24 protein-coding genes are annotated in these 24,933 nt (G+C 55.8%); 2 read left to right on the forward strand and 22 right to left on the reverse strand.

What is annotated here, in order from left to right:
* Positions 1-4: 4 nt before the first annotated feature.
* The 9 genes from B2952_RS11130 to B2952_RS11170 form a co-directional block, all read right to left on the reverse strand.
* Positions 5-190: a hypothetical protein gene (locus B2952_RS11130; protein WP_173381751.1), complete on the reverse strand. Its 186-nt coding sequence runs from the start codon at positions 188-190 to the stop codon at positions 5-7.
* A 137-nt stretch (positions 191-327) separates the two neighbouring features.
* Positions 328-762: a septal ring lytic transglycosylase RlpA family protein gene (locus tag B2952_RS11135; RefSeq protein ID WP_290734269.1), complete on the reverse strand. Its 435-nt coding sequence runs from the start codon at positions 760-762 to the stop codon at positions 328-330.
* Between the two features lie 9 nt (positions 763-771).
* Positions 772-2,685 carry a tetratricopeptide repeat protein gene (locus tag B2952_RS11140; protein ID WP_173381750.1) on the reverse strand — a complete coding sequence of 638 codons (1,914 nt, stop codon included), beginning with the start codon at positions 2,683-2,685 and terminating at the stop codon, positions 772-774.
* A gap of 65 nt (positions 2,686-2,750) precedes the next feature.
* Complete coding sequence (locus tag B2952_RS11145; RefSeq protein ID WP_290726328.1) at positions 2,751-4,466, reverse strand: tetratricopeptide repeat protein; 1,716 nt, start codon at positions 4,464-4,466, stop codon at positions 2,751-2,753.
* Positions 4,466-5,314 carry a sigma-70 family RNA polymerase sigma factor gene (locus B2952_RS11150; RefSeq protein ID WP_173365738.1) on the reverse strand — a complete coding sequence of 283 codons (849 nt, stop codon included), beginning with the start codon at positions 5,312-5,314 and terminating at the stop codon, positions 4,466-4,468. Before B2952_RS11150 ends, B2952_RS11145 begins: the two co-directional genes overlap by 1 nt.
* Before the next feature lie 58 nt (positions 5,315-5,372).
* Positions 5,373-5,669, reverse strand: a complete 297-nt coding sequence (locus tag B2952_RS11155) for a DUF971 domain-containing protein (RefSeq protein WP_173365739.1) — start codon at positions 5,667-5,669, stop codon at positions 5,373-5,375.
* A complete protein-coding gene (locus tag B2952_RS11160; protein WP_290734267.1) occupies positions 5,666-6,790 on the reverse strand; it encodes an Mrp/NBP35 family ATP-binding protein in 1,125 nt (374 codons plus the stop codon). Before B2952_RS11160 ends, B2952_RS11155 begins: the two co-directional genes overlap by 4 nt.
* Positions 6,791-6,792: 2 nt before the next feature.
* Positions 6,793-8,211, reverse strand: coding sequence for an ATP-binding cassette domain-containing protein (locus B2952_RS11165; RefSeq protein WP_290734265.1), 1,419 nt, complete (start codon positions 8,209-8,211; stop codon positions 6,793-6,795).
* A gap of 69 nt (positions 8,212-8,280) precedes the next feature.
* Positions 8,281-9,714: a T9SS type A sorting domain-containing protein gene (locus B2952_RS11170; RefSeq protein ID WP_290728513.1), complete on the reverse strand. Its 1,434-nt coding sequence runs from the start codon at positions 9,712-9,714 to the stop codon at positions 8,281-8,283.
* Positions 9,715-9,851: 137 nt separating this feature from the next.
* On the opposite strand from B2952_RS11170, the gene B2952_RS11175 reads away from it, so the two are divergent.
* Positions 9,852-10,550 (forward strand): porin family protein, encoded by a 699-nt coding sequence (locus B2952_RS11175; RefSeq protein WP_290728511.1) that lies wholly within the window; start codon positions 9,852-9,854, stop codon positions 10,548-10,550.
* Between the two features lie 81 nt (positions 10,551-10,631).
* On the opposite strand, the gene B2952_RS11180 is transcribed toward B2952_RS11175, so the two are convergent.
* The 11 genes from B2952_RS11180 to B2952_RS11230 all read right to left on the reverse strand — a co-directional run bounded on the left by B2952_RS11180 (position 10,632) and on the right by B2952_RS11230 (position 22,227).
* On the reverse strand, positions 10,632-11,834 hold the full coding sequence (locus B2952_RS11180; RefSeq protein ID WP_290728509.1) for a hypothetical protein: 1,203 nt from the start codon (positions 11,832-11,834) through the stop codon (positions 10,632-10,634).
* A 120-nt stretch (positions 11,835-11,954) separates the two neighbouring features.
* Positions 11,955-12,737: an ABC transporter ATP-binding protein gene (locus tag B2952_RS11185; protein WP_173382787.1), complete on the reverse strand. Its 783-nt coding sequence runs from the start codon at positions 12,735-12,737 to the stop codon at positions 11,955-11,957.
* A 14-nt stretch (positions 12,738-12,751) separates the two neighbouring features.
* A complete protein-coding gene (locus B2952_RS11190; protein WP_173382788.1) occupies positions 12,752-13,534 on the reverse strand; it encodes an MlaE family ABC transporter permease in 783 nt (260 codons plus the stop codon).
* 2 nt (positions 13,535-13,536) lie between these two features.
* On the reverse strand, positions 13,537-14,955 hold the full coding sequence (dnaB, locus tag B2952_RS11195; RefSeq protein WP_173382789.1) for a replicative DNA helicase: 1,419 nt from the start codon (positions 14,953-14,955) through the stop codon (positions 13,537-13,539).
* Between the two features lie 46 nt (positions 14,956-15,001).
* A complete protein-coding gene (locus B2952_RS11200) occupies positions 15,002-15,820 on the reverse strand; it encodes a hypothetical protein (RefSeq protein WP_173365746.1) in 819 nt (272 codons plus the stop codon).
* Positions 15,813-17,111 carry a bifunctional phosphopantothenoylcysteine decarboxylase/phosphopantothenate synthase gene (locus B2952_RS11205; protein ID WP_290734263.1) on the reverse strand — a complete coding sequence of 433 codons (1,299 nt, stop codon included), beginning with the start codon at positions 17,109-17,111 and terminating at the stop codon, positions 15,813-15,815. The genes B2952_RS11200 and B2952_RS11205 overlap by 8 nt, the downstream gene beginning before the upstream one ends.
* Before the next feature lie 68 nt (positions 17,112-17,179).
* Complete coding sequence (locus B2952_RS11210; RefSeq protein ID WP_290734261.1) at positions 17,180-18,412, reverse strand: FISUMP domain-containing protein; 1,233 nt, start codon at positions 18,410-18,412, stop codon at positions 17,180-17,182.
* Between the two features lie 186 nt (positions 18,413-18,598).
* Positions 18,599-20,386: a 30S ribosomal protein S1 gene (gene rpsA, locus B2952_RS11215; RefSeq protein WP_290734258.1), complete on the reverse strand. Its 1,788-nt coding sequence runs from the start codon at positions 20,384-20,386 to the stop codon at positions 18,599-18,601.
* Positions 20,387-20,421: 35 nt separating this feature from the next.
* A complete protein-coding gene (gene cmk / locus B2952_RS11220; RefSeq protein WP_173381844.1) occupies positions 20,422-21,093 on the reverse strand; it encodes a (d)CMP kinase in 672 nt (223 codons plus the stop codon).
* A 23-nt stretch (positions 21,094-21,116) separates the two neighbouring features.
* Positions 21,117-21,557 (reverse strand): hypothetical protein, encoded by a 441-nt coding sequence (locus B2952_RS11225; protein WP_290734256.1) that lies wholly within the window; start codon positions 21,555-21,557, stop codon positions 21,117-21,119.
* A 61-nt stretch (positions 21,558-21,618) separates the two neighbouring features.
* Positions 21,619-22,227 (reverse strand): hypothetical protein, encoded by a 609-nt coding sequence (locus B2952_RS11230; RefSeq protein ID WP_290726301.1) that lies wholly within the window; start codon positions 22,225-22,227, stop codon positions 21,619-21,621.
* A gap of 151 nt (positions 22,228-22,378) precedes the next feature.
* Here B2952_RS11230 and B2952_RS11235 point away from each other — a divergent pair, with 151 nt between their 5' ends.
* Positions 22,379-23,551, forward strand: coding sequence for a TraB/GumN family protein (locus tag B2952_RS11235; protein WP_290734254.1), 1,173 nt, complete (start codon positions 22,379-22,381; stop codon positions 23,549-23,551).
* Here the strand turns inward: B2952_RS11235 and B2952_RS11240 are convergent.
* Both B2952_RS11240 and B2952_RS11245 read right to left on the reverse strand, forming a co-directional pair.
* Positions 23,548-24,432, reverse strand: a complete 885-nt coding sequence (locus tag B2952_RS11240; protein ID WP_173366415.1) for a hypothetical protein — start codon at positions 24,430-24,432, stop codon at positions 23,548-23,550. The two genes, B2952_RS11235 and B2952_RS11240, sit on opposite strands and share 4 nt — an antisense overlap.
* A gap of 15 nt (positions 24,433-24,447) precedes the next feature.
* On the reverse strand, positions 24,448-24,897 hold the full coding sequence (locus B2952_RS11245) for a hypothetical protein (RefSeq protein WP_173366416.1): 450 nt from the start codon (positions 24,895-24,897) through the stop codon (positions 24,448-24,450).
* Between the last annotated feature and the right edge of the window lie 36 nt (positions 24,898-24,933).

The following is a 24,933-nucleotide window of genomic DNA, read 5'->3' on the forward strand; positions in this document are numbered from 1 at the left end:
GGCCCTACATTCCAACCGCGCAACCGAGTGCAGAAAGCACGTAGGTTTCGCTTTCGCCCATGCGGTAGAACGAAAGCAGTTCGGAATCATCGACAAGGCCGTCCGAAAAACCGTTCAGTTGCAGCTGTTCGCCAATGCGGCGCTTGAACATCGAGAAACCGGAATCCCAGGGACTGACTCTTTTAACCATATTTTACCTCTTTTTTTTCGAAGAGGAGCACACAAACGCATAAGTGCTTCTCTGTGCAGTAAAATATAGAATCCCGCAATGTCAAATAATGACATTCTTCATTTTTTTTCTGATTTTTGTTTTCGGAGGCGGGAATGTCACTCCACGACGGTCGCAACCACCTCGGCGTGGCCGACCTTGTCAAGGCCTATCTTTTTCCCGGCGGCAACACTCAAGTCGAGGATGCGGCCGTCGACGTACGGGCCCCGGTCGTTCACGCGCACCACGACGTTGCTGCCGTTGTCGACGCGCACCACCTTCAGTTTTGTACCGAAGGGCAGGCTCTTGTGCGCACAGGTATAGTCTTCCTGGTCGAAGATTTCTCCGCTCGCCGTCTGCTTGCCATGGAATCCGGGGCCGTAATAGCTCGCCTCCCCCCGAATCTTCAGACCGATTTCGGCTTTTTCGCCAGACGCGTAATGCTTTTCGGGGAAACGCACGTAGCCCTTGCGCGATGCGATTTTCGCATTGCCCGCCGCACATCCCGAAATAAGGACCGCGACACACGCCAACGAAGCCAGGAACGCGCGCACAGGCCTCCCCTACTCGAAATCGTACATGCTGTTGTACGTATTCTCGAGCACCTCGTCTTCCTTGGTCTTGACCTCGGCCTGCTTTTCTTCGGGCTTCTTGCTAAGGTTCTGGTAATACTGCGCCGAAAGCTGCTCTATGTGCTCGACACTTTCCTTCACACGCTTGCGCAAGCGTTCGAGGTCGGAATCCGACGTCTTGAGTCTCGTATTCAGGACCTTCGCCGCTTCCTGGCCCCACGGGGTGCGGCCGTGCTTGTCGCGAAGTGTCTTGTAGATTGCCACCGCACTATCCAGGCGCTCCGGATTCATGCGATAGTAGATGGCCTTCATGTAGAGGGCCTGGATTCCCGATTCCGTGTCCGGATATTCGTTGTAGAGGCTGTCGAATACGGCAAAGGCATTCGCATACGCCGTATCCACGAGTTCCATCTGGTCGAGAGGAATTTCCGTCGCCACCGTCCAGAGGCTTTCTGCACGCATGTAGATTTCGCGGGCCTCGTCGTCGCGGGTCTTGATGGTCACCTTCATGCCCAGGTTCGCCTGCGCCTGCTTTGCGTACTCGGTACCCGGGAACTTCTCGATAACTTCCTTGTAGAGTTCTTCCGCCTTGTCCTCGTCACCCTTGAACTCGTCGTAGATAAAGGCCCGCGCGTAAGTCGCCCGCAACACCTTCACCGAGTCATCCGTCGTCTCGATAATTTCCGTAAGCCTAGCAATCGCGCTGTCCACTTCGGAAAGCTTGAACAGGAACAGTTCCGCAATCGCGAACTCCACGCCGAAGAAATGATCCATGTTGGGAATCGAATCCTTCTGCTTCATGTCATCGCTCTGGTTCCTGAGCGTGACAAGCTTGCGCAGGGCATCGCGGCGTTCGCGGCTCATCTTGCCCCATTCCGAAATCGTCCTCGAGATAAAGCTGCTGTCGTAGTAGACCATCGCCTGTTCGTAATTGAGCTTCTTGGTCTGCTCGTAGTCGCCGAGGTTAAAGTAGCTGCGGGCCGCATTCGTCGACTTCGGGTATTCCGTGTTCACCTTCTGGAAGATGACAAAAGCGTCGGGATAGCGGTCGCCGAGCAAGGTAGCCTCACCGATACGCACCAGGTAATCCCCCTTCTTCGCCTCATATTCCGGATTCTTGTAGAGTTCCTTGTATTCGTCGGCGCCCTTCAGGTATTCCTTCTTGTTGATGAGGCATTCCGCAGCCTGTTCGCCCGCCGTCTGTCTTTCGCGCACGGTCAGCTGTTCGATTTCGGGAGCCTTGTAATGTTCCCGCGCCTTGTCCCAGTTTTCCTTTTTGTAGTAGAGCCCCGCCAACCGGAAGTGCGCCTTCGCCCGCATGAAGGGCGTCCCCGCCGTATCGGCCAGCACCGCTTCCAAGGCGGCAATGGCCTGGTCCGGATGTTCCGATTTCTCATCCAGAAGCGAAAGCAGGTTCAGCCCCTGGAAATAGTAAGGATGGTCCTTGCTTGCAATGACAGGTTCCAGGGCAAACCGGCTGATGTTGTATTCCTGGTTCTTGTAAAGGCAGTAGGCACGCTGGTATTCCACCGTGCGCATGGAATCGTGGTCGGCGAAATAGCGTTCAAACTCGTCGTACTTGATTATCGCCTTGCCCCATTCGCCCTTGTGACGGAAGGATTCCCCGATAAGGAACACGGCTTCGGCAGTGCGCTTCTTGTTCTTGGGAAAACGTTCGAGGACGCGGGAGCCCTTCTCGATGACCTTGTCGTATTTCTGGCGTTCTTCGCTAGACGGCGAAGACGCTTCCGCATCGGGCACGCTATCCAGACGCGCCGTCCGCATCTCGGTCGCCTCGTCGTACAGGCGTTCCGCGTTAAACATGTGGTTCAGGTATGCGCAACACGTGCAGCCCTCGAACAGAAAGGCGGCAAAAACGAGCACGATATAGCGGATGCGCAACATATGTGTAAAAATACAAAATTAGCCACCGCCGTTATCCGGCAACGTGGCCAATTTTCGGCAAAGTTCTAGAATTCCTTCAGGTAGGGAATATAGTCGCAGAGCTTGAGCCCCGGCGGAAGCGCGGACTTGTCGAAACGGACCATGCGCACTTCAGCCTGCACCCCCACGAACCGGGCAAGGATTTCGAAGTTATCCTGCGTCTCCCACACGGCGGCATCGATAACGACGCTGTCGCTGCAGACCGTCTCGCCCGTGCTGCTGCCGATTCCCGATATACGAGAGTTCTGCTTCAGGAGCCGCGTGTAGATTTCGGGGGCAAGCCCGATATGGTTCGAAGAAGAAGAGGAATCAAAAACCGTCACATGGACCTTGCGGAAATGGTTGAGCGAATCGAACACCACCGTATAGGTATGACGGTAGGGCGCCTCGTAGAAAGTCTCCTGCCACACGTTCGTCTTGATGGGGCGAAAATTGCTGATGGCGTACTTCTTGAAAAATTCACCCGGAGTCGCTCCGTAGCGGACAAGGTAGTGCCCAAGCATCGTCGTGAAGTCATGTTCCTTTGTCGGCGCCGTCGAGCCCTTGATGCTGTCGAGTGCACGGTTCAAGTTCGCGGCCAGGCCGTCGGAACCCGAGACCGGCGCAGGCTTCGTCACGTTCGCTTCCTGGAGGCGCAACTGGATATCGGGATATTCCGCATCGCGCCCCATGATTTCCTGGAACTGGATGCGGGCACGTTCAAATTCGCGGCCCTTGAGAAAGGCAAGGCCGAGAGCTTCGCGCAGCGGCAGGTTTTCGGGATAGCGGTCCACCAGCGGTTCCAGGATATCGATGGCCATCTGCGCACGGTCCCTGGGCGTGAGGTTCACCGCGGAGCCCGGTCCCGGAGGAGACTTTTCACCGAGCGTGGCAGATGCGGCGGCAGCCTTCTTGAATTCGGGGCGGAACGCGAGGATGCGCTGATAGATCTTGTCGGCGGCATCGAAATGCCCGCGGTATTCCGCGAGGTATCCCTGGAGCAGCATCAGTTCCGCATCTACGGGATACTGCGAAAGGGCATATTCCACAACGGCAGAACAGCTGTCGAGCATGCCCTGGTCGTGATAGAGTTTAGCGAGAGTCTCGTAAGCGCGCGGGGAGTTCCCCGCCGAAAGGCTGATGGCCGTGCGCGTCTCGGCGACCGCCTGCGCATAGCGTCCCTCGTTCATCAGGAGCATCCCGTACCAGAGCCTCGCCTCGTAAAGGGCAGGCGCCTTTTCTGCCGCAGCGCGGACCAGCTGCATGGCAAGCGAGGAGTTTCCTGCAGCGAACGCCTTGCGGCTTTCGAGGTAAGCCTCGACGCCGGAATTGGGATAGGCCGTCTGGAGGCGCGCCACCAGCAGGTTCAGGCGTTCCCTTTCCTGTTCCGTGAGGGAATCCATTTCGAACAAAGTATTAACTTCGCCCCACACAGCAGGCATCAGGCTCGGGAACAGGAGGACCACCGCATCGAGAATCTCGTAGGCGGGACGGCTGGAACCGGAACGGGAAAGTTCAAAAGCGCGACGGACTTCGGTCTGGGTCTGCAGGGGAAGCTGTTCGAGCTGCTTGTTCATGTCGGGAGTGTCGCCACGGACTACCGTAGTTCCCGCAGGGACCCCGAACGGGACTCCATCGACCGAAATCTTGGAAGGGCCGAATTCTTCATAGAGCCTGAAGCCGCCAAAAGCAAGGAGGGCTCCGCAGCATACAGCCAGAAACCAATATGCGGCCTTACGAGCCGCCGACGATGATCGAGACATTAAAGCTCCAGGAAATCGACAAGTTTTTCTTTATGTTCCTTGCTACGCTGCAGGCGGCGCAAGGTCTTGTTCTTGATTTGACGGACGCGTTCACGGGAAAGGCGCAGGTCTTCGCCGATATCCTTGAGCGTCGTGTCTTCCACGGTGTCAAGTCCATAGAACATGCGGAGGATTTCCTCTTCACGGCGCGGGAGCGAAGCAAGCGTTTCCTGGATGAGCTTCTTGCGTTCTTCCTTCTCCATGTCGTCGTCCTGGTTGCCGTCGGAACCAAGCACATCCATGAGCGTGCTCACGGAATCGGCTCCGCTTCCGCCGACATCGTCACCGATAGGCGCATCCAGGGAAATATCGACAATCTTTTCCATCACCTCGACGATGTCCTTTTCGAACGGGGCGAATTCTTCCATGGAAATCGTCTTGTCGTAGTCGCCGCCATTGAGCATCAGCGCGCGCTTGAAGCGGTTCACAAGAGCAAGCTTGTTGGGCGGAATACGGACGGCGCCCACCTGTTCAAACAAGGCCTTCTGGATGGACTGGCGGATCCACCACACGGCATAGGAGATGAACTTCACGTCCTTATCCATGTCGAAGCGCTTTGCCGCCTTGAATAGTCCGAGGTTGCCCTCGTTGATGAGGTCGAGGAGGGCGAGGCCGCGGCCCTGGTACTTGCGGGCGACGCTGACCACGAAGCGGAGGTTACCGCGAATCAACCGCTGCAGTGCGGACTTGCGGATTTCTTCACTCTCGTCCGACCTGATAATCGTCAAGAGCGCCATCTCCTCCTGCGGGGAGAGCGTCGGATAACGATTCAAATCGCGAAAATAAAGCGCTTCGTTAAAATCACTCATAACCTTTACACCTATCTATCCATCTTCCATAACCTTTCGGTCAAACAAATATGGTTTTTTACGCGTTTTTCGTCAATTCTTTTAACTTGTCGTAAGGGTAAATTCCCGAGTTGTGACCATCGCTAAAGGTCAGTCCCGCCGCATAGCGACCGATGGATTGGACCTTTACCAATTTTATATCGGCAGAAACGGTGGATTCGTCAAGCAGTTTTTCGCCGGTATGCTCGTCGACACAGAGCGCACAGGGGCATGCGAGGCGAAGTTCGCGTATGGAACATGCTCCACGTGAACTATCGTTCCACTCGAACCCGAGCCTGCCGTCCTTTGTCCTGAAAATCTTCTTGGGCTGAATCATACGTCCTCCTCCGGAAGTTCCGCGAATTCGAAATTGAAAGTCTTGAGAACGCCGTCGCCTTCGGATTCAAAAACCGAGAGCGCCCGGACAGTCGCATCGGCCGCCTGCATAAAAGCCTTCGCCGATTCGGAGTTCGGGTACCGGAGCACGGCCGGAGTTCCCTCGTCGCCACAACCCGCCACTGCAGGTTCAAGCGGCACCTTCGCGATGAGCGGCACGCCCCAGCTTTTCGCGATGCGTTCGCCACCGCCTTCGCGGAAGATGTTGTGGTGCTTGCCGCACTGGTCGCAGATAAAGTAGCTCATGTTCTCGACGACGCCCACCACAGGAACGCCCACGCTGTCGAACATGGCGAGCCCCTTGCGGCAGTCTGCGAGCGCCACCTCCTGCGGCGTGGTCACAACGACCGCTCCCGCCATCGGGCAGTTCTGCGTGAGGGTGAGCTGGATGTCTCCCGTTCCGGGAGGAAAGTCCACCAGCAGGTAGTCGAGCTTGCCCCACCGCACGTGGTGGATAAAATGCTGGATCATCTGCGAGACCATCGGGCCGCGCCAGATGGTCGCCTTGTCGCTATCGGCGAACATACACATGCTGACGATACTGATGCCGCCCTTCGCCTCGACAGGCGCAATCGTGTTGTCGTCAAAAACCTCGGGAGCGCGGTCGATGCCGAACATGAGGCCCATGGAGGGGCCGTAGATATCGGCGTCGAGGATACCCACGCGGGCACCCGAGAGGCTCAATGCCATCGCTAGGTTCGCCGTCACCGTAGACTTGCCGACGCCGCCCTTTCCGCTCGCTACCGCGACCACGTGTGCGACTTCATTGATGTAGGACACCTTCGGGGCCTGTGCTGCCGTATTGCCTTCGCCCGCGCGGCCCTGCGCGGTAAACGTCACATTTACCTCGCTTGCACCAAGGCTTTTTACGATGGCGATGCACTGGTCCTTGAACCTGTCGCGGATGGGGCATGCGGGCGTCGTGAGCCGAAGGTCGAAGCTCACGTGACCGCCTTCGATTTTCAGGTTCTGGACAAAGCCCAGTTCCACGATATTCTTGTGCAAGTCCGGATCCTGGACTGCCTGCAAGGCCTTCAAGATAGTCTGTTCGCTCAATTGCATAATCACCCCGAGAATTTGGGCATGCGGAGGAGGTGCGTCATGCAGGGGGGCCATTCCTCTTCGTAGTGGCTCACCAATATGATGGTCGTCTCCTTCGAAAGCAGTTGCAACAAGTTAAAAATCTTTTCGCGGTACTCGCCCTTGAGCCCCTGCGTGGGTTCGTCGAGCAGCAGAACCTCGGGCGGGCGGATTGCCGCACGTGCCATGAGGATTACGCGCTTGTCGATGGGAGAGAGGTTGCGGTAGCGCGCCTCCACGTCGTCGAAGCCCAGGTACGTAAGCCACTCCTTCGCCTTCGCGCGTTCTTCCCAGGTGGTATTCTCCGCCTTGCAGAGGTTCGCGGTAAAGCCCGTGCACAGGACTTCCTGCAAGTTCAGGTCCTCGCGGTACTGGAGCGCGAGCTCCGGCGAGAAGAATCCGAGTTTCGCCTTGTGGTCCCAGATGTTCAGTCCACGGCCCGGTCGTTCTCCTAACAAAGTAATATCGTTCTTGTAGATTTGCGGGTGATCTGCGGTGAGCATCCCGAGGAGCGTGCTCTTGCCGGCACCGTTCTCGCCCATCACCGCCCAATGTTCGCCCTTGCGCACCGTCCAGTTCAGGTTCTTGAGCACCGTCGTGTCGCCGAACTGCACATTGACATTCTTCAGGTCAAAGAGGATTTCGCCCACCGCGTCATCAGGAAAAGCGGCATTCTCACTCTTTCGTCTTTCGTCTATCGTCTTTCGTCTAAGCTCAACAATCTCGTAGTCCTTCAGTTCGGCCTTCGAGAACTTCGGCTTCGCGACTTCGGAAGGCAGCTTGCCTTCATATTGCGTAAAGGTCTTTCCCGCATAAACGAACGCAGGGATTTCCGGGAGCAGCTCGTCTTCGCGGGCAAGGCGCACGGCGACTTTCAGATCCGGGCGCTTGCAGAGTTCCACCACGCTTGCGGCAAGGTGCCTGCGGTATTCCGGGTCAAGCCCGCCAAACAAATCATTAAAGTAGACCCATTCCGGGTTTTCCATCCACATGCGGGCAAGCAGCACGCGGCGCAGTTCGCCGTTCGAGAGGCTAAGCAGTTTGCGGTCGAGAATTTCCTCGGATAGGTCTGCAATCTTCAAGGCCTCGCCCAGCTTGTCCGGGTCCGTCTCCGGCCAGGCCATGTCGTCGATGTAGCGGTCCGTCTGCAAGAAGAACTTTTTCTTCAGCAACAGGTGACGCACCAGCGGGGCTTCCTCGTCGTGCAGGCTGATGAATCGCTGCTGAAAAAACGGAGCGAGCGCGTGCTGGATTTTCCGCTGCATCGCTTCCGACATCGTGGAGACATTCTTCCGCTGGTTCAAAAAGTGGGTAATGACCCGGTCAAGGTCCTCGCCCTCGGTGCTAAAGATTTGCACCTGCGGAAACATCTCGATCAGGGCCTCAAAACGCTTGAATTCCATGCGCCCAAATTTAGAAAAAACCTTCCCGGCCGCAAAGCCAGGAAGGTGTTTTGGATGTGTGGATATTTTTTAGAACTTGCTGAAGAAATCCCAGGTGGTCTCGGGAACCCAGGACTTCTGCTGGCCCGGATCCTTGTGGTCCCAGATGTGGCCGCCGGACTGCGTGCACCAGCGGACAGGGAAGCGTTCTTCAACGGTCGTATAATCGTAACACTTGTGGGCCGCATTGCGCTGGGCTTCCTGGGCCTGTTCATTCTTCGCCTTGCCATTCTCGGAGTTGAGCGTCAAGATGATATCGCGGGCAGCACGGCCCATTTCGGGAGTGCAGAGGTTATCATCGAGGCCGAGCACGCCCATCCAGCCAATGCCCTTGTTCTGGCGCTGCGGAAGCCAAATGTTTCGTTCGGCAGTCTCGTACACGGCAACTGCGCGGAGCACATCCTGATGGTTCCAGGAAAGACCGTTAGAGAACATGGAGCCGTAGCTGAAGCCAGTAGAGAACACTCGGCTAGAGTCGATGCAGAGGTTGCTCTGCAAATCGGCCAGGAGTTCATCGAACAGGAGGTAGTCATCCTGGCCCCACGGGGCCTGGTTTCCGTTGCCTTCGGGAGCGACAAAGATTGCCGTCTTCTGGGTATCGAGCGGCTTGAGGCCATAGTAGCCTTCCTGCTGCACACCGCCGGCCCAGCCGCCCATGCAGTGCATGCCGAAGATGAGCTTGTACGGTTTCTTGTTGTCGTAATTGTCGGGAATATCGATGCGGATGGTACGCTTGCCCTTGCTCCACTGGAATTCGTAGCTGCCGGACTTCACGCGGTTCCAGGTCTTGCCGCAACCACGCGTAGGCACCGGATCGTTCTTGAGGCCCCAACCGTAGGCGTACTGCGGCTGAGCGGCCTTCTTCTTGAGCGTGAGCGTGACGTTTGTATCGAGATTGGAGAGTCTCACGCTCAGCGTGTCGAAACCGTCCTTGACGATGCGCAACATATCGGAGTTGTCCAGCTTGAGCAGGGCCTTCGCAGGCGAGCGGTCGCCAAACGAGGCGTTGAAGCTACCGTCCGCAGTAAACTTGAAATTCTGCTGGGCGCTCCCCACGCGGACGCGGGCGAAATACGTGCCCTGGGCCTTCACGGAAGCCTTCATATCTACCGTGCCCGTACCGTACAGCGTCTCGTTTAGCAGGCGGTTGCCAACCATGTCGAAAATCTGCACCTGCACCGGAGCGTTCGAACTCTGCGAGAACGAGAGGATGCCGCCGCTTACAGAAAGATACCCGGCCGAACCGGACGAAGCCAAGGCCGAAATCTCATGGTTGAACGAGAATTTCCCGTCCGCATCGGTCTTCGTATCGAGCTTGTTTTTCAGGAGAGAAACGTCAGCATCCTGAACGGCCTTGCCGCTTTCGTCGTTCACCGTACCCGTAAGGGTGAATGCATTCGCCGCAACGGCAGAGAGAGCCATTGCAACACCGAAGGACACGCTTGTCCATAAAGTATGTTTCATACCAAACACTCCGTTAGAGTTTCACCTGATACAAAACTACTTTCAATACGGTGATTCCGCTCACATTCAAAAGCATGTTTCATGGACAATAAATCCACAGGCAAATTTCCTATATTTCACCCATACAAGGAGGAAATATGAAGATTTCCAGAATCATCGCCGCAGGCGCAATCGCATCGTCCATCGCGCTTGCACAGGACGGCGCCACCCCCAACGCCCAGGGCGGCATCAACGGCAAACCCGGCATCGGCGCGCATGCCGACTTCAACTACAGCTACCTCATCGGGCTTCCGCAGGACTGGTACCTGGGAGACGATGCCGAGGCTCCTTCCGGAATCGGGTTCGATATAGGCCTCCGCGGCAGGATTCCCATGGCAAGCATCCTGCAATTCACGCCAGAAATCAACTTCCACTATGCGCAACTTTCCATGGACGAGGAAGGTTGTGACCACAAGTTCAAGCAGATGGACCTCGAAATCCCCCTCATGATGCGAGCCCTCGTCAAGGAACGCTTCTATGTCGCCGCCGGCGTGCAGCTTTCGCTGAACCTGAGCAGCGAAGTCTCGCTCGAACAAAACGACATATCCCTGGGCGGCGGCCTCGGCAAAACCGACTTCAAGTACAAGGAAGAGGTCGACCAGGCCGCATTCGGGTTCGGCATCGCCTTTGGAGTCGGCGGCTTCGTGATGGAACGCCTCTCCATTGACGCAGGGCTCGTCCTCGGGCTTACCGACGTCTACCCCGACATCGACCCCCTAAAGAACGACCTGATAGATTCCATGGACGGCGGCAAGCAGATGACATTCAAAGCCGGCATCGGATACTGGTTCCTGTAACAGGATCCCACCTTTCTACTTATAAAAGAAGCTCCCGACGGGGAGCTTCTTTAATATTCGCATTAACGTTTGATATCTCTTTTAATTCCACTGTATTGTGCAGGTTGCAGCAGCACTTAAAGTCAACTCAAATGTACCCTTACAAGCATCCGCTGAAACAGGGCCTCCCGCATAGTAACTTCCTGTCATCGATTCTCCAGTGCTTAATTTTACAGATATATCACCCTGCGCATTGCAACTAAAATAGCACTGAGTGACAGAGGCATCTCCTCTCGTAGTCACCGAATGTGTTCCTGCCGGAATATCAAGCTTATCCTGACTAACTTTAAACGTGTATTCCGGGCCATCGGTCGTTTTCACTGCCGGACACTGAAATTCCTGTATCGAGTTATCCGCATGGCTAACCTTGAGCTTCGGGGCATATCCAGCCTGCGCAGCCGTGAATGTCTTGGTAAAGCTGGCTTCTGCACCGGCAGCGCCACCCTCCCATGAATAGAAGAACGTCGTTTGTCCCTGCGACTTGCACCCGTCCACCGTCCAGACTACATCGGGAGTCGCAGTAAAGTCAACCGAAGTGGCGGCCGTAGAGCATACACATCCCGTAATCGGGGCTCCGTTCACGTTCACAGTCTTGTCGCAGTCGATGTGCCCCTTCTGGCCGCCGATAACGACATCAACAGAAGCGGACTTCGGACCGGACTTCGAGTAAGAGACCTTCGGGCTCGCCGCTGTATTGTTGTCGGGCGTCGCATCCATGCCAAAAATCCAGCTATACGTTGCAGCCGCAACATCCCTTATGCCATAGTTGGAGTTCCACTCCACCTTCCACTGAGCCTGGCCGTTCGATTCAATCGTTTCGGATAGCGGGTAGCAGCGACCCATACCCGTTATTATGACCTGTTCGCTGGAGCTGCTCACTACGGTTCCCGCATCGGAAGAACTGGACAGGCGACCAACATCGCCAATCGAGGAGAACTTGAAGAACGATTCAGAGCTGGAGCTAACGACCGGCTGTCCATCTGCGGACGATTCCGGAAGCGTAGATTCCGACGAAAGTTCGACAACGCCATGGGCAGCCTTGGCCATCTCGTTCATGCAAACGATATCCTCGTTGCACTTGCTCATGGCATCGTTAATCTGGGTGCTAAAATCCAAATTGTTCAGCATGGCCTCGACGAAGACATCCGTATCGTCGGCCATGGGTTCAATCGAACCGCTACCGCAGGCCCAAAAACCGGCAGCCATGCCGATAGAGGAAAGACCTATCAAAAGTTTCTTGTTCATATAAAAACCTCTTCTAGAGAAATTTACATAAATCTTTGCAAAAACGGACACAAAAAACAATTTTTCGTGAAGGAAAACACAAAAAAAACGGCATTTTAGGCTAAAAAAACGCTCCTCGCCCTATTCTTCGACCGAAATCTTGCGTTGCCCGGTGATGAACTGGTGCACGTAAGGGTTGCTCGTGTTCTTGATTTCGTCCACCGTGCCCACCTCGATGATGCGCCCGTTCAAGAGCATCGCGATGCGGTCGGCCACCTTAAAGGCGCTCACCATGTCGTGGGTCACCACCACCGAGGTCACGCCGAGCTTGCTCTGCATGTCGAGGATGAGGTCGTTAATCACGTCGCTCGTGATGGGGTCAAGGCCGGTCGTCGGTTCATCGTAAAGGAGGATTTCGGGGTTCAGGGCAATCGCGCGGGCAAGGGCCACACGCTTGCGCATACCGCCCGAAAGTTCGCTCGGCATCTTGGTACGGAACTCGGGGACGAGGTTGATCATCTGGAGTTTCTCGGTCACCACGTCCTGGATCTGCTTCTCGGAGAGTTCCGGATGGTGTTCGCGGAGGGCGAACGCGATGTTCTCGCCGGTGTTCATGGAATCGAACAGCGCGCCCATCTGGAACAGCATGCCCATCTTGCGGCGGATGGTATGCGTGTCGAAAAACTTCGGGGTACTGATGGTCACGCCATCGACGGACACTTCGCCACCATCCGGCTGCAACAGGCCGATCATGTGCTTCAAAATCACGGACTTGCCACCGCCGGACTTGCCGATGATAACCATGGTCTCTCCACGGCGGATGTCGAGGTTCACATCTTCGAGGACGGTCTGCGGACCGAAGGACTTCTTGAGACCCTTCAGGCGGATGGCGATATCGTTCGGGTCAATCTTTACGTTTGGCATAATTTCACCTGGAACTAGAAGAACATGATAGCGTCAAGTATAAAGTCAGAAATCAAAATCATGAGGCAGCTCGAAACCACGACGTTCATGGTCGCAAGTCCCACGCCACGGGCACCCGCCTGGGCGTTAATCCCGTGGTAGTAGCCGAGCACGAAAATCAGCACGCCGAACACGAGGGACTTGATCATGCCCGACCACAAGTCCATGGATTCGAACAGGTACTGCATGCCGGTAGTGTAAGTGTACGTAGTAATATCTAGGCCAAGCACGCACACGATCCAGCCACCGATAAGCGCGAGAGCATTCGAAATCGCGGTGAGGCAGGGAATCATCGTCATGAAGGCGACAAAGCGCGGGAGTGCAAGATAGCGGTAGGGTTCGAGACCGAGCACAGTATAGGCAGCGAGTTCTTCCTTCTCCTTCATGCTCCCGAGTTCGGCTGCGACCGCACTGCCGACGCGGCCCGAAAGCACGATAGCCGTAAGCAAGGGGCCAAGCTCGATAAGCACCATCTTGCAGGCAGCCGTACCGACAAACTTGTCCGCCACGAGGTTCTGGAATTCGAACTCGGCACAGACGGTCGCCACCATGCCCGTGAATATGGACGTCACGAACAGGAGCGGAAGCGAGGACACGCCGATGGATATCATCTGCTTCACGATGAGGTCGGGGTTCTTGAACACGTGCGGCATCTGCTTGAGCGTCAAGAGCAGTATACAGAGCACCTCGCCGATGCTCGAAATGCCATCCACGATGACACGTCCAATCCACGCTATGGGCTTGAGCAAAACAGTCATCGCTAGAACTCCCCAAAGCTGTAGCCGCCGCCCTGGTCGTCGCCGCCGAACTGGTAATCGCCACCGTCATCCGAACCGCCGTCGTCCGCGGTCGCATCGTAGAAGGTCGTGTATTCGGGAACGAACGCGAGGGGGATATCCTTCACGGAACCGTTACGGTGTTTTGCAACGATGAGTTCCGCCTTGTACTTGTCGTCGTCCTTGTGGGTGCGCACGTAGGGGCGTTCCACGAACCAGACCATGTCGGCGTCCTGTTCGATAGAACCCGATTCGCGGAGGTCGGAGAGCTGCGGACGCTCGCGGCCCTTTTCTTCGACCTTACGGCTCAGCTGAGCAAGCGCGATGACCGGGATGTGGAGTTCCTTGGCCAGAATCTTGAGGCCGCGCGAAATAGCACCGATAGCGACGGCGCGGTTCTCTTCCTTACCCGTCTTCATCAGCTGGAGGTAGTCAATCAAGAGGAGGTCGAGCTTGCCCTGGCGCTTGAGGTCGCGCGCCTTGCTCATGAGTTCCATGATGCCCAGGTCCGCATTGTCGTCCACGAACAGCGGAGACTGGTTAATCGGCGCGACATGTGCGATGAGCTTGTTCATCTCGTCGCGGTTGAGCTTTCCGTTACGCAGCTTGGACTGGTCCACCTGAGCGCGGGAGCAGAGCAAACGCTGGGCGAGCTGCACGCCATCCATTTCGAGGCTGAAGAACGCCACATGCTTGTTGAAGTCGATGGCCGCATTCGCCGCAATCGTCAGGGCGAACGACGTCTTGCCGACACCCGGACGGGCCGCGAGAATGATGAGGTCGGAATTCTGCAGACCGTTCGTAAGTTCGTCCAGTTCGGTGAGTCCCGTGGGGATTCCCGTAATGCCGTCCTTCCTGTTGTTCAGGCGGTCGAGCAGCGGGGTCACAAAATTTTCAATCGGGCGAAGCGAGTTCTTCACCTGTTTCTCGGCAATCGCGAAAACGGCACGTTCCGCCGATTGGAGCACCTCGTCGGGAGCGGAAGAGACGTCCATGGCCTTCTTGATGGTATCGGACGACATGCGGATAAGCTTGCGGAGCACAAACTTGTCGCGCAGATGCTCCAGGTTCCACTCCACATTCGCCGAGGAAGCGACGCTCTCCATGAGTTCAAAGATATATTCGCGGCCGCCCGACTGCTGCAACCTGCCCATTTTCTCGAGTTCGGCAGGGAGGGTAAGCATGTCAATGGGGGTTCCGGCGCTATAGAGTTGCCGCATCGCCCTCCATATCAGCTGATGGCGTTCCAGGTAGAAAAAGTCATCGTCCGAAACAACATCGATGACCGGAGTCATGACATTCGGATCGCGCAGGATTCCACCCAGCAAATAACGTTCGGCCTCGCCGTCCATGGGGACCTGGCGACCTTCGAAACTTCCACCTTCGTTTACAAATTCAGACATAGCAATACATCGGAAATATAATTTTTATAAATCGACCAGCACTCCGTCAGGCCTTGAAGTATGTGCACTTCGGGATATGGACCTTCCAGGTGAGCCATTTTAGCTGCTTGTCCTGCGACATGGCGACCGCGTCCACAAGCGAACATGTCTTTACGCCCGAAAAATCAAGGTCGGTTCCGGCCAGGTCGTTAAAGACCTTGCCCTTGCCGAAGAGCTGGTGGAACAGCGGTTCGCCGAAGGAGACCATCACCTGCGGGGCGATAAAGGAGAGTTCCTTCGCAAGCATTTTGCGGAGCGCCGTTTCGAGCAGGGCGGGAATGTTCCTTGCGGCATGGCCCTTGTAGAAGTAGGTGACCCCGATTTCGTTTTCGGCAACGTTCAGGTTCGCAAAGAGCCTCACGAGCATGGCTCCCGGTTCCGACGAGAAAAAATCACCCGAGTCCGGAAGCGGATTCGGCATCAACAGAAGAAGTTTCGGATTCGCAGGGCCCGCATAGCGGACAATGTCCCCGACTTTCGCATAGACGGCTTCGTTCTGGATAGAGTCGTAGAAGGCATCCAGGGATTCCGCCGCTTCGAAAGCCGACGCAGCCTTCCTCATGACGGGGCGGGCAGACGGAGCCGCCATCGCGGGGCCCACGGACAGGGGTTCCTGCGTTCGCACGGGTGCAGGGGGAACTTCTTGGGCAACAGCACTGCGGGATGCGACCGCTTGCGGTGTGACAACAGGCCGCGGCTGCGGAACCGCACGCGGCTTCTTCGCATTCAGAGACCAGGGTTCATCCAAAAAAACTTCGGAATCGCCCATGTCGATTTGACCGCGCAAGTAGTTGCGCAATTCGCTCATGTCATATTCTTCAGGCATTCAGGCGCTCCAGGCAAAAGTTCAAGATTGTTTCGGCGAGGTCCACCTTGCCCCCCATCTTCATCGGCGGCACGTCGGCACCCGGAACCACTAGGGCGAAGCGCACTCGGTCGAGACCGAAGCCGGAGTCGGAGGCGACCGGCGCATTGAGAAGGAGCGCATCGGCACCGCTCTTTTTGAGTTTCTCTGCCGCATGTTCTTCGAAGTGGTCCGTCTCGAGCGCGAAGCCGACGATGACCTGGTGCCGGGACATCTTGGCTCCAGCGCGGGCCGCGGTGCAGTCGCGCAAGATGTTCGGATTCGGCACAAGCTCGATGGTGAGTTGGCTACGGCTGTCCTTGATTTTCTCGTCGGCGGCGTGGGCGGGGCGGTAGTCCGCTACCGCCGCGCAATGCACGACGGCGTCCGCCTCGGCGAGCCGTGCCATCACGGCGTCGTGCATCTCCCGGGCGCTTTTCACGCGGGTAACCGCGACGCCGCCCGGAAACGCCGCCTCCATCGGGCCCGCGACAACTTCGACCTCGAAGCCGTTCGCATAGAATACCGAGGCGAGCGCAACCGCGGTCTTTCCGCTGCTGCGGTTAGAGATGTAGCGGACCGGATCAATCGCTTCTTCGGTGCGACCGGCCGTCAAGAGCAGCTTCTTGCCATGGCCGGGGAGCGTTTTGTCTTGCGTGGGCTGGACGTCCTGTGCGACAGGGAATGCGGGCGGATTGCTTTGGCCCCTATCGCCTTCGCGGGGATGACAAAACGCCGCGCCTTCAAGCCACTTCACGATTTCTGCCGGTTCCATCAGGCGGCCTTGCCCGACTTCGCCGCAGGCGAGTTCACCAGCCGGAGATTCGAGTACGGTCGTGTCTTCGAAGCCACGCAGGATTTCGAGGTTGCGCTTTACGGCGGGGCTGTTGTACATCGCGACGTTCATCGCGGGCGCAATCACGCGCGGGCACGTGCAACTCATGAAGCAGAGGCTCACCGGGTCATCAGCAATACCGCAGGCGAACTTGCCGATGACATTTGCAGTAGCGGGAACAACCAGATAGAGGTCGGCCCAGCGAGGAAAATCGATATGCTGGAAGGGGCGCGCCTCGACGGCTCCGCTCTTGAGGTAGACGGGGCACTTGCTGAGGCTTGCGAACGTAAGCGGCGCCACGAACTCCGTCGCGGCCTCCGTCATGCACACGCGCACCTCGGCGCCCTTCTTCTGCAACAGGCGCAAAAGTTCGCAGCTCTTGTAGGCGGCGATTCCGCCCGAAACGCCAAGGAGGATCTTCTTTCCGGCTAGTTCCATATAATGCAAGATAGAAAAAGGCCGGCATGGCCGGCCCTTTCAGGGAAATATTTCTTGCAAGCTAGCGGCTAATTTCTAGCGCAACGAATCGGAAGCGCAATATCCTTCTTGTATTTTGTGAAGACGGCGTCTTTCCTTTCGCACGAGAACTGGACGCCGTAACCCTTGTCGGCCTCCTGGAACGGAGTCGATGCGGTCCAGTATTCTGCAATGCCACCGTAGTTCTGGACATGCTCGTAACCGTAGTAATCCATGTATTCCATGTGACCGCCAAGATCTGCGGTAAAATCAAACGAGTTCAGGCCGGGAATGCCTCCATGGTCGTACCACTGTCCGTAGCATTCCATTCTTTCCCTGAGAACCCACGATGCATTTTCGAGGCCGCCAATAAGGATGAACAAGCCTTCCCATTCTTCGATTGTCGGCAGGTGCCAGCCTCTGGGGCAAATGCCTCTCAGCGTTTCGGGGAGATTGCAGTCGACCGAATCATGGCAGTTGATATCGCTGTTCTCGTAAGTGTAAATGGAATCGATGGCTGCCGCCCATTTGTAATAGCGGCCACCCGTTTCACAGCTGTCCTTGCACCAGAAATTGTTCTGCAGGCTGGGGGTCTGGACGCTATCGATGTACCTGAGGTCTTCGGCCATCCACTTCTTGTTACCGATGGTAACATAGTAATACAGCGAACTGTCGCGCACATCGCAGAAGCTAGTCGAGGGATTAAAGGGAATGCCGCCGCAAAGAGGATATTCCTGTTCATCCTGGAGAGAAACTTCGAGTGTGTCTCCGCTGCATACGAACTTGACCCCATTCCAGGTTTTAGCAACGGCGCAACCGCTGCCGTCATCGCCCTTTTCGCCCTTTTCACCCTTCAGCGAAGCGAGCCATTCTTCTTCCGTTCCGGTGAATCCGGCGGCAACGGCCAGTTCGTAGGCCGACTTGCCATCAGCACCGTCGTCGCCTTTGCTTCCATCGTCGCCCTTGTCGCCATCATCGCCCTTTGCGCCCTTGGCGCCATCGTCGCCTTTATCGCCCTTTTCACCTTTTTCGCCTTTTTCGCCGTCAAGGCCCTTCACTCTCACCCATTCTTCTTCGTAGCAATAATAGAGCATTGCGGAATCCGCAACGAACATCATTTCGCCGTCTTTGTCCTTGGTGCAGTCACCGAGCTTCTCGAAAGTAGCGACAGACTCTACGCCTTTTGATTCTGTAATGGTGTCATTGCAGGCAGTAAGACAAACCATGGATGTGACAATTCCTGCTGCGAAAATTCCCCAGCATCGCTTGCTATTCCCGATCATCGTGTTCTCCTTTTTTGTAAACAGCAGAATTGCTTGTTTATTCTATACTACCAAATGTAATAATTTATACAAACAACAATAACTTATTATTAAAATTCATAATAAAAAAAATCCCGTGGTTTTACCCACGGGACTTTTAATGTCGCAAGCGATTGTTGTTCCCCTTATGGGGTTTGCAACGGCACCTTACTTGGCTTCTTCAGCAGCGGCGTCTTCGGCCGGCTTTTCAGCCTTCTTCTTGGTAGCCTTCTTCTTCGGGGCGGCAGCTTCGCCAATCGTCGTACCCGATTCACCCGGCTTGTGGGAATCCATCCAAGCCTTGAGTTCTGCGGATTCGCGGTTCTTGAAGTAGTCCACCACAGAGAGGTAGATCTTGCGGTTGTTCTGGTCGATTTCGGTCACGACAGCCGGGACTTCGTCGCCAACCTTGAATGCATCGGCCGGAACCTTGATGTATTCAGCAGTGAGCTTGGAGACCGGGATGAAGCCTTCGATACCGTCGTTGAGTTCAACCACGACGCCGCGGTCGAGCATACGGACAATCTTGCCCTTCACTTCGGAATCCACCGGGAACGTGGTTTCGATAGAATCCCACGGGTCTTCGGTGAGGTGCTTCATGGACAGAGAAATGCGGCGCTTTTCCTTATCGACAGCGAGCACGACGCATTCGACCTTGTCGCCCTTCTTGACCATTTCGTTCGGGTGAGTGATCTTCTTGGTCCAGGACATGTCGGACACGTGAATGAGGCCATCCACACCTTCCTTGATTTCGACGAAGGCGCCGAAGGAAGCGATGTTGCGGATTTCGCCAACCACGCGGGCACCCGGCGGAAGTTCAGTCTCGATGGAATCCCACGGATCGCTTTCGAGCTGCTTCATGCCGAGAGAGATGCGTTCTGCATCTTCTTCAACCTTGAGCACGACGGCTTCCACTTCCTGACCCACGGAGAGGATCTTGGAGGGGTGCTTGCCATGCTGCGTCCAGGACATTTCGGAAACGTGGATGAGGCCTTCGACGCCAGAATCCAGTTCGACGAATGCACCGTAATCGGTGATGGAAACGACCTTGCCCTTGACGATAGCGCCTTCGGGGTAGCGTTCGGCGATGTCCTTCCACGGATGCGGCTTGAGCTGCTTCATGCCGAGAGAGATGCGTTCCTTCTTGTCGTTGAAGTCGAGCACCATGACTTCGACTTCCTGGCCGAGCTGGACCATTTCGGTCGGGTGGTTGATGCGCTTGTAGCTCATGTCGGTGATGTGGAGGAGACCGTCCACGCCGCCGAGATCGATGAAGGCACCGAAGTCGGTGATGTTCTTGACGATACCCTTGCGGACCTGGCCCTTCTCGAGAGTTTCGAGAACGTCGCCACGCTGCTTGTTGCGTTCTTCTTCGAGAACGACGCGGCGAGACACGACGATGTTGCGACGGGCCTTGTTGACCTTGATAACCTTGAGGTCGAATTCCTGGCCGATGAGAGCGTTGATGTCCGGGATCTGACGGAGGTCGATCTGGGAACCCGGGAGGAAGGCGTCGATGCCGAACAAGTCGACAACCACACCGCCCTTGATACGCTTCGTGAGCGTGCCGCGCACGACTTCGTTGTTTTCGAATGCCGCGTGGATGCGATCCCACACGCGCACGAAGTCGGCCTTCTGCTTCGAAAGGATGAGACGGCCGTCTTCATCTTCGAGCTTTTCGACAAACACTTCGATTTCGGAACCGATTTCGAGGGAGTCGGAGTCCTTGAACTCAGCGCGGTCGATAACACCTTCGCTCTTGTAGTTCACGTCGATGAGGACTTCCTGGTCGTTCACCTGGCTGATCTTGCCCATGACGAGCTTGCCCTGTTCGAGGCAGCCCATGCCGGCATACACGTCGGCGTTCTGCTTGCGGAAGTCCGGGGAGCATTCTCCCTGGGCGGCAAGGATTTCGGCGAGATCTTCTTGGGTTCCGAATTTGAGATTTTGAGACATATTGTTTTTTTGGTTGCGGTTCAAAGGACTCGGGGCTACGCCACTACACCTACGTAGTCGAGAATCTTTTGGACCTGTTGTTGGATTGAGATGTGTGTAGTGTCAATTTCGATAGCGTCGTCCGCCTTCTTGAGGGGGGCGTTCGCGCGGGAAGAATCCAGGCGGTCGCGTTCGACCAAATTTTCGAGGACTTCTTCCAGGGTAACCTTTTCGCCTTTTTCAAGGAGTTCCTTGTAGCGGCGTTCGGCGCGGACCTTCACGTCCGTCACCATGAAAAACTTGTACTTCGCGTCGGGAAAAACGACCGTGCCGATGTCGCGGCCGTCCAGGATGCAGCTCTGCTTCTTGCCGATTTCGCGCTGCTGCTTGGTCATGGCGGCACGGACGGAAGGAAGGGCGCAGTAGATGCTCACGTTGCTCGAGACCTTCATGCCGCGGATTTCGCTTTCGCGGCAAACACCGTTGATGAGGATGTGGTTTTCGGAGTCGAACCCGAGGGTGAGGTCAGAGAGCAGTTCGTCCATGGCGGGGCCTTCTTCGGCCGGCAGACCCTTGTCGAGGGCGGCAAGCGTCACCGCGCGGTACATGGCGCCGGTATCGAGGTAGGTTATACCGAGGGTCTTCGCCACGATCTTCGCCGTGGTGCTCTTCCCGGTACCCGAACCGCCATCAAGGGCGATAACGAAATGCTCACTGGTTTTTACCATAGTGAGCGCAAATTTAGAAAAAACTACTCGTAGTCCAAGTCGTTGAGGTAAACCGTGGCAGTATTTTCGTCGGTATCCCAGAAAATCAGCTCCGAGCCGTCCTTGTAGAAGGTCAGCTCCCAGCCGTTGTCGTAGAAGTAGTAGTAACTACCGTAGTCGTCGTGCCCCGAGGTGTACTCGTGGGTCGTATAATAGTAGCTGTAGTTGCCGTCCAAAGAGAGCGTTGCGAGATCGTCGGAATCGATCCGGAGCGAGGCCGTATAGGCAGGGCTTATCGGAGCGGCAAGGCTGCAATCGAAAAGTCCGATGCCGTCGAACCGGCAGTCCATCACGTAGTAGTATCGGTACGAGCGGTTAAATACGGCGCCGTCCGCATCCGGGGATCCGGCGGTCCAATCGCCGCACGCCGCAAGGAGAAGGAGCGCCGTCAAGGCAAACGTCATTTTTGCGGTAAAACGGGACATCAAAAATTCCTAAAAAAATTCCCCGACGGGCGCCGGGGATTCGTTCAAAACAAACTAACAGCTAGTCGTTGGATTCGTAGTCACCATTGAAGATCTGTTCTTCGGCTTCTTCCGTATTCTCGTCCTTGTATTCCTCGGGAGCCTGGAGGTCACGGGTGCTGCCGTACTTCCTCTTTTCTTCCTCGGTCAACTTGTTCGTGAACACTTCGACTTCGGGTTCAGCCTTGGCCTCTTCTTCCTCGCCCTGGAGGATCTTCTGGCCTTCTTCGAGGCGGCGCTGGATACGCTGCTTTTCCATTTCCTCGAGGTTCGTGCCTACCTTGGCCTGTTCCTCGGAAACGACGTAGCGTTCGTTGGCTTCGTCCATGGCGGCCTTGATGCCCACCAGACGACCGTGGCCATCGACCTTGAGGCCAGCCTTACGGAGAGTGGAGAGCGGCAGGCGGCGTGCGGCGACCTGGTATTCCTGCTTGAATTCGTAACCGTCGCTGCTGATTTCGCGGGCTTCGTCCGAAGTGACATATTCGAGGGCTTCCTGCCAGCGCGAGCTCTGCACGCAAGAGGTAAAGCCTACAAGGGCGTTGTCGAGGGCTTCCGGGTCATCGGAAGTGCCGGCGCAACCGGACAACACCAGAGCAAAAAGAGCCAATCCCATCAATAACTTTTTCATAGAGGAAACCTCCTAAAAAAATGATACCATTTCAAATATATAACAAATTTTTCGTAAAAAATCCAAAAAAAATCATTTTTTCACCTAACTCCGTGTCATTATTGCAGTTACGGAGCTTTTCGGGCCCTCATTTTTCTATTTTCTCCCTATCATGAGCGAAAACGCAGACATCTACCGCATCAATTCTTCCGACGGAAAAGAAATTATCCTTGTTGGCACCGCGCATATTTCGAAGACCTCCCTGGAACTAGTCCGCGAGACCATCGAAAACGAGCACCCCGACACTGTCTGCGTCGAACTGGACGAGGGCCGCCTCAAGTCCATCCAGGACCCCGACCGCTGGAAAAAGACCGACCTGAAGGAGGTCATCAAGAAAAAGCAGCTCGCGACCCTCATCGCGAACCTCGTGCTCGGGTCTTACCAGAAGAGGATGGGCGACCAGACCGGCGTGAAACCGGGTTCCGAACTCAAGGAAGCGGTCAACATAGCGAACGAAAAGCAAATTCCTCTAGTCCTCGCCGACCGCGACATCAAGATAACACTCAGGCGCACCTGGGCATGCACCCCCTGGTACCGCAAGTTCAGCCTGCTGGGCGGCCTTTTCGGGAGCATTTTCGACAAGACCGAAATCAGCGAGGAGGAACTCGCAAAAATCAAGGAGCAGGACGCCCTCAACTCCATGATGCAGGAGTTCGGCAAGACATTCCCCGAGGTGAAGCAGGTGCTCATCGACGAACGCGACCAGTTCCTTGCAAGCAAAATCAAAAATGCGGAAGGCAAGAAGATCGTGGCCGTCATCGGCGCGGGCCACATGAGGGGCATCGCAAGCATCATCGAAGAAAACAAGGAACTCCCGAGCGAGGAATCCATCTCGGTCATCCCGAAGGGGGCTCCCATCTGGAAAATTATCGGATGGGCCATCCCGCTCGCCATTATCGCAAGCATCATCTTCGTGGGCTACAACGCGGGCGTAGAGAAGGCTGGCGAACTGAGCCTGCAATGGGCAATGCTCACCGGCGGCGGCGCCATGCTCGGTACGATTATTGCAGGCGGGCATCCGCTCACCATTCTGGTAGCGCTGCTAGTCGCCCCGTTCACGGGACTCACTCCGCTTATCGGCGTCGGTTTCTTTACCGCGCTCACGCAAGTGTACATGAGACCGCCGCGCGTGTCCGAGATGGAAACCCTCTCCGATGACATCTGGCAGGTGAAGCGCTGGTGGAAGAACCGCGTGACCCGCGTAATCCTCTGCTTCCTGTGTCCGGGAATCCCCGCGATTATCGGGAAGATACTCGCGATATTCCAGATTTACCAGGCGTTCTAGAAGACGAGGCCGACGGAGAAGCCGCCGCTGATAAAGCCTTTCTTCCCGAAGTCCATTTTCCCGATTTCAGGATTTATCTCGGAAAGGTCATCCCTGAAGACTACGCCCAGCTCGACGCGGGAAAAATAGTACGACGCACCCAAAGCAATACCATAGTGATAATTGTTCACTAACATATTGTCGTCATAGTAACCATAGCGGACGTCGTTATCCTTCAAATAACCGACATACCCGCCAAAACGCAAAATGGCGTTCCCTAACTGCAGCCCACCCTGGACCAGCGCATCTATATTATAGACCCACCATTCCCAGATATCGTCGTAATAGCTGTCTTCGTAAGTCCACGAGCTAAGCCCCAGACCCAGGCCATATTCCACGAAGAATTTTCCTTGGCCCGAGCGCATAAAGGCCTGCACATTAGCCCCAACGCCTAAGCCATTAAAGCGAATGCGATCGGCATCGTAAAATAAGCCGTCAAGATCGAACACAAGCCTGAACTTGTACGGTTTGAGATCTCCGGATTTTTCTGTCTTAGGCTTGGCGGAAGAAACGTCGCCTGCCGAGGACGCTCCGGATGCTCCACCTGCGGACGAAGCCGTCTGGGATGCGGGAGCAATTTTCGAGAGCAAGGAGCCAAAAATCGAGGAAGACGAAGACGAGGAAGGCGCCTCCTTGGAAGACTTCGCCTTCGATTTCGGATTCTCGGCACCATCGTAGCCGGCCGTACCATATCCCTTCTCGCCATACGCCGTCGAGCCGTAGGCCGTCGAGCCATACGCCGTCGAGCCATACGCCGTTGAACCGTAAGTACCTCGGTCTCCATAATCGTCACTCCACGCGAGACAGGCGAGGGCGAGCAAAACGAGCAATAATTTCTTCATTACGCTAACAGACAATTATTCTTGGTTGACGGAAGCGTCAGACGGAGTTTCGGCGGTAGAGCGCATGTCCTTGACTTCCCTCGAAGAAAGCATCTTGTAGCGGATCGAGAGGCCCCAGTATTTGCAGGAGCATTTCTTTTCGCCATTGACGTTGTTGCAGAGTTCCTCGGCCCTGACATTGATGACGTCCTGGGCTCCGTTCCTCGGGCTCGTGACCGTTGCGTAAGTGACAAAATCCAGAACGGAACACTTGTGTTTGTCTTCCCAGGACACCGGTCCGACAATCTCGTAGGTGCTGGCGCCATAGACGCCCATGGTAGAACTCTGCTTGTCGACGTAGCCGTACTTCTCGGTGCGGACAGGTCCTTCCTTCTTCTGGGTCTGCTGCACGGGTATCATTCCGGCGCAACCGGTCACGGCAAAAGCGACCGCAGCAATCATGGCGATATAGACGAATTTTTTCATTTTGAGCTCCTGTTTGAAAATTTTCGCGCACAAATT

Source organism: Fibrobacter sp. UBA7003 (assembly GCA_002449765.1).
GTDB lineage: Bacteria > Fibrobacterota > Fibrobacteria > Fibrobacterales > Fibrobacteraceae > Fibrobacter.

Excerpts from the sequence above, each read along its gene's own strand:
- B2952_RS11130 (WP_173381751.1), bottom strand. The coding sequence starts at position 190 with ATGGTTAAAAGAGTCAGTCCCTGGGATTCCGGTTTCTCGATGTTCAAG.
- B2952_RS11140 (WP_173381750.1), bottom strand. The coding sequence starts at position 2,685 with ATGTTGCGCATCCGCTATATCGTGCTCGTTTTTGCCGCCTTTCTGTTC.
- B2952_RS11145 (WP_290726328.1), bottom strand. The coding sequence starts at position 4,466 with ATGTCTCGATCATCGTCGGCGGCTCGTAAGGCCGCATATTGGTTTCTG.
- B2952_RS11150 (WP_173365738.1), bottom strand. The coding sequence starts at position 5,314 with ATGAGTGATTTTAACGAAGCGCTTTATTTTCGCGATTTGAATCGTTAT.
- B2952_RS11155 (WP_173365739.1), bottom strand. The coding sequence starts at position 5,669 with ATGATTCAGCCCAAGAAGATTTTCAGGACAAAGGACGGCAGGCTCGGG.
- B2952_RS11160 (WP_290734267.1), bottom strand. The coding sequence starts at position 6,790 with ATGCAATTGAGCGAACAGACTATCTTGAAGGCCTTGCAGGCAGTCCAG.
- B2952_RS11165 (WP_290734265.1), bottom strand. The coding sequence starts at position 8,211 with ATGGAATTCAAGCGTTTTGAGGCCCTGATCGAGATGTTTCCGCAGGTG.
- B2952_RS11170 (WP_290728513.1), bottom strand. The coding sequence starts at position 9,714 with ATGAAACATACTTTATGGACAAGCGTGTCCTTCGGTGTTGCAATGGCT.
- B2952_RS11175 (WP_290728511.1), top strand. The coding sequence starts at position 9,852 with ATGAAGATTTCCAGAATCATCGCCGCAGGCGCAATCGCATCGTCCATC.
- B2952_RS11180 (WP_290728509.1), bottom strand. The coding sequence starts at position 11,834 with ATGAACAAGAAACTTTTGATAGGTCTTTCCTCTATCGGCATGGCTGCC.
- B2952_RS11185 (WP_173382787.1), bottom strand. The coding sequence starts at position 12,737 with ATGCCAAACGTAAAGATTGACCCGAACGATATCGCCATCCGCCTGAAG.
- B2952_RS11190 (WP_173382788.1), bottom strand. The coding sequence starts at position 13,534 with ATGACTGTTTTGCTCAAGCCCATAGCGTGGATTGGACGTGTCATCGTG.
- dnaB (WP_173382789.1), bottom strand. The coding sequence starts at position 14,955 with ATGTCTGAATTTGTAAACGAAGGTGGAAGTTTCGAAGGTCGCCAGGTC.
- B2952_RS11200 (WP_173365746.1), bottom strand. The coding sequence starts at position 15,820 with ATGCCTGAAGAATATGACATGAGCGAATTGCGCAACTACTTGCGCGGT.
- B2952_RS11205 (WP_290734263.1), bottom strand. The coding sequence starts at position 17,111 with ATGGAACTAGCCGGAAAGAAGATCCTCCTTGGCGTTTCGGGCGGAATC.
- B2952_RS11210 (WP_290734261.1), bottom strand. The coding sequence starts at position 18,412 with ATGATCGGGAATAGCAAGCGATGCTGGGGAATTTTCGCAGCAGGAATT.
- rpsA (WP_290734258.1), bottom strand. The coding sequence starts at position 20,386 with ATGTCTCAAAATCTCAAATTCGGAACCCAAGAAGATCTCGCCGAAATC.
- cmk (WP_173381844.1), bottom strand. The coding sequence starts at position 21,093 with ATGGTAAAAACCAGTGAGCATTTCGTTATCGCCCTTGATGGCGGTTCG.
- B2952_RS11225 (WP_290734256.1), bottom strand. The coding sequence starts at position 21,557 with ATGTCCCGTTTTACCGCAAAAATGACGTTTGCCTTGACGGCGCTCCTT.
- B2952_RS11230 (WP_290726301.1), bottom strand. The coding sequence starts at position 22,227 with ATGAAAAAGTTATTGATGGGATTGGCTCTTTTTGCTCTGGTGTTGTCC.
- B2952_RS11235 (WP_290734254.1), top strand. The coding sequence starts at position 22,379 with ATGAGCGAAAACGCAGACATCTACCGCATCAATTCTTCCGACGGAAAA.
- B2952_RS11240 (WP_173366415.1), bottom strand. The coding sequence starts at position 24,432 with ATGAAGAAATTATTGCTCGTTTTGCTCGCCCTCGCCTGTCTCGCGTGG.
- B2952_RS11245 (WP_173366416.1), bottom strand. The coding sequence starts at position 24,897 with ATGAAAAAATTCGTCTATATCGCCATGATTGCTGCGGTCGCTTTTGCC.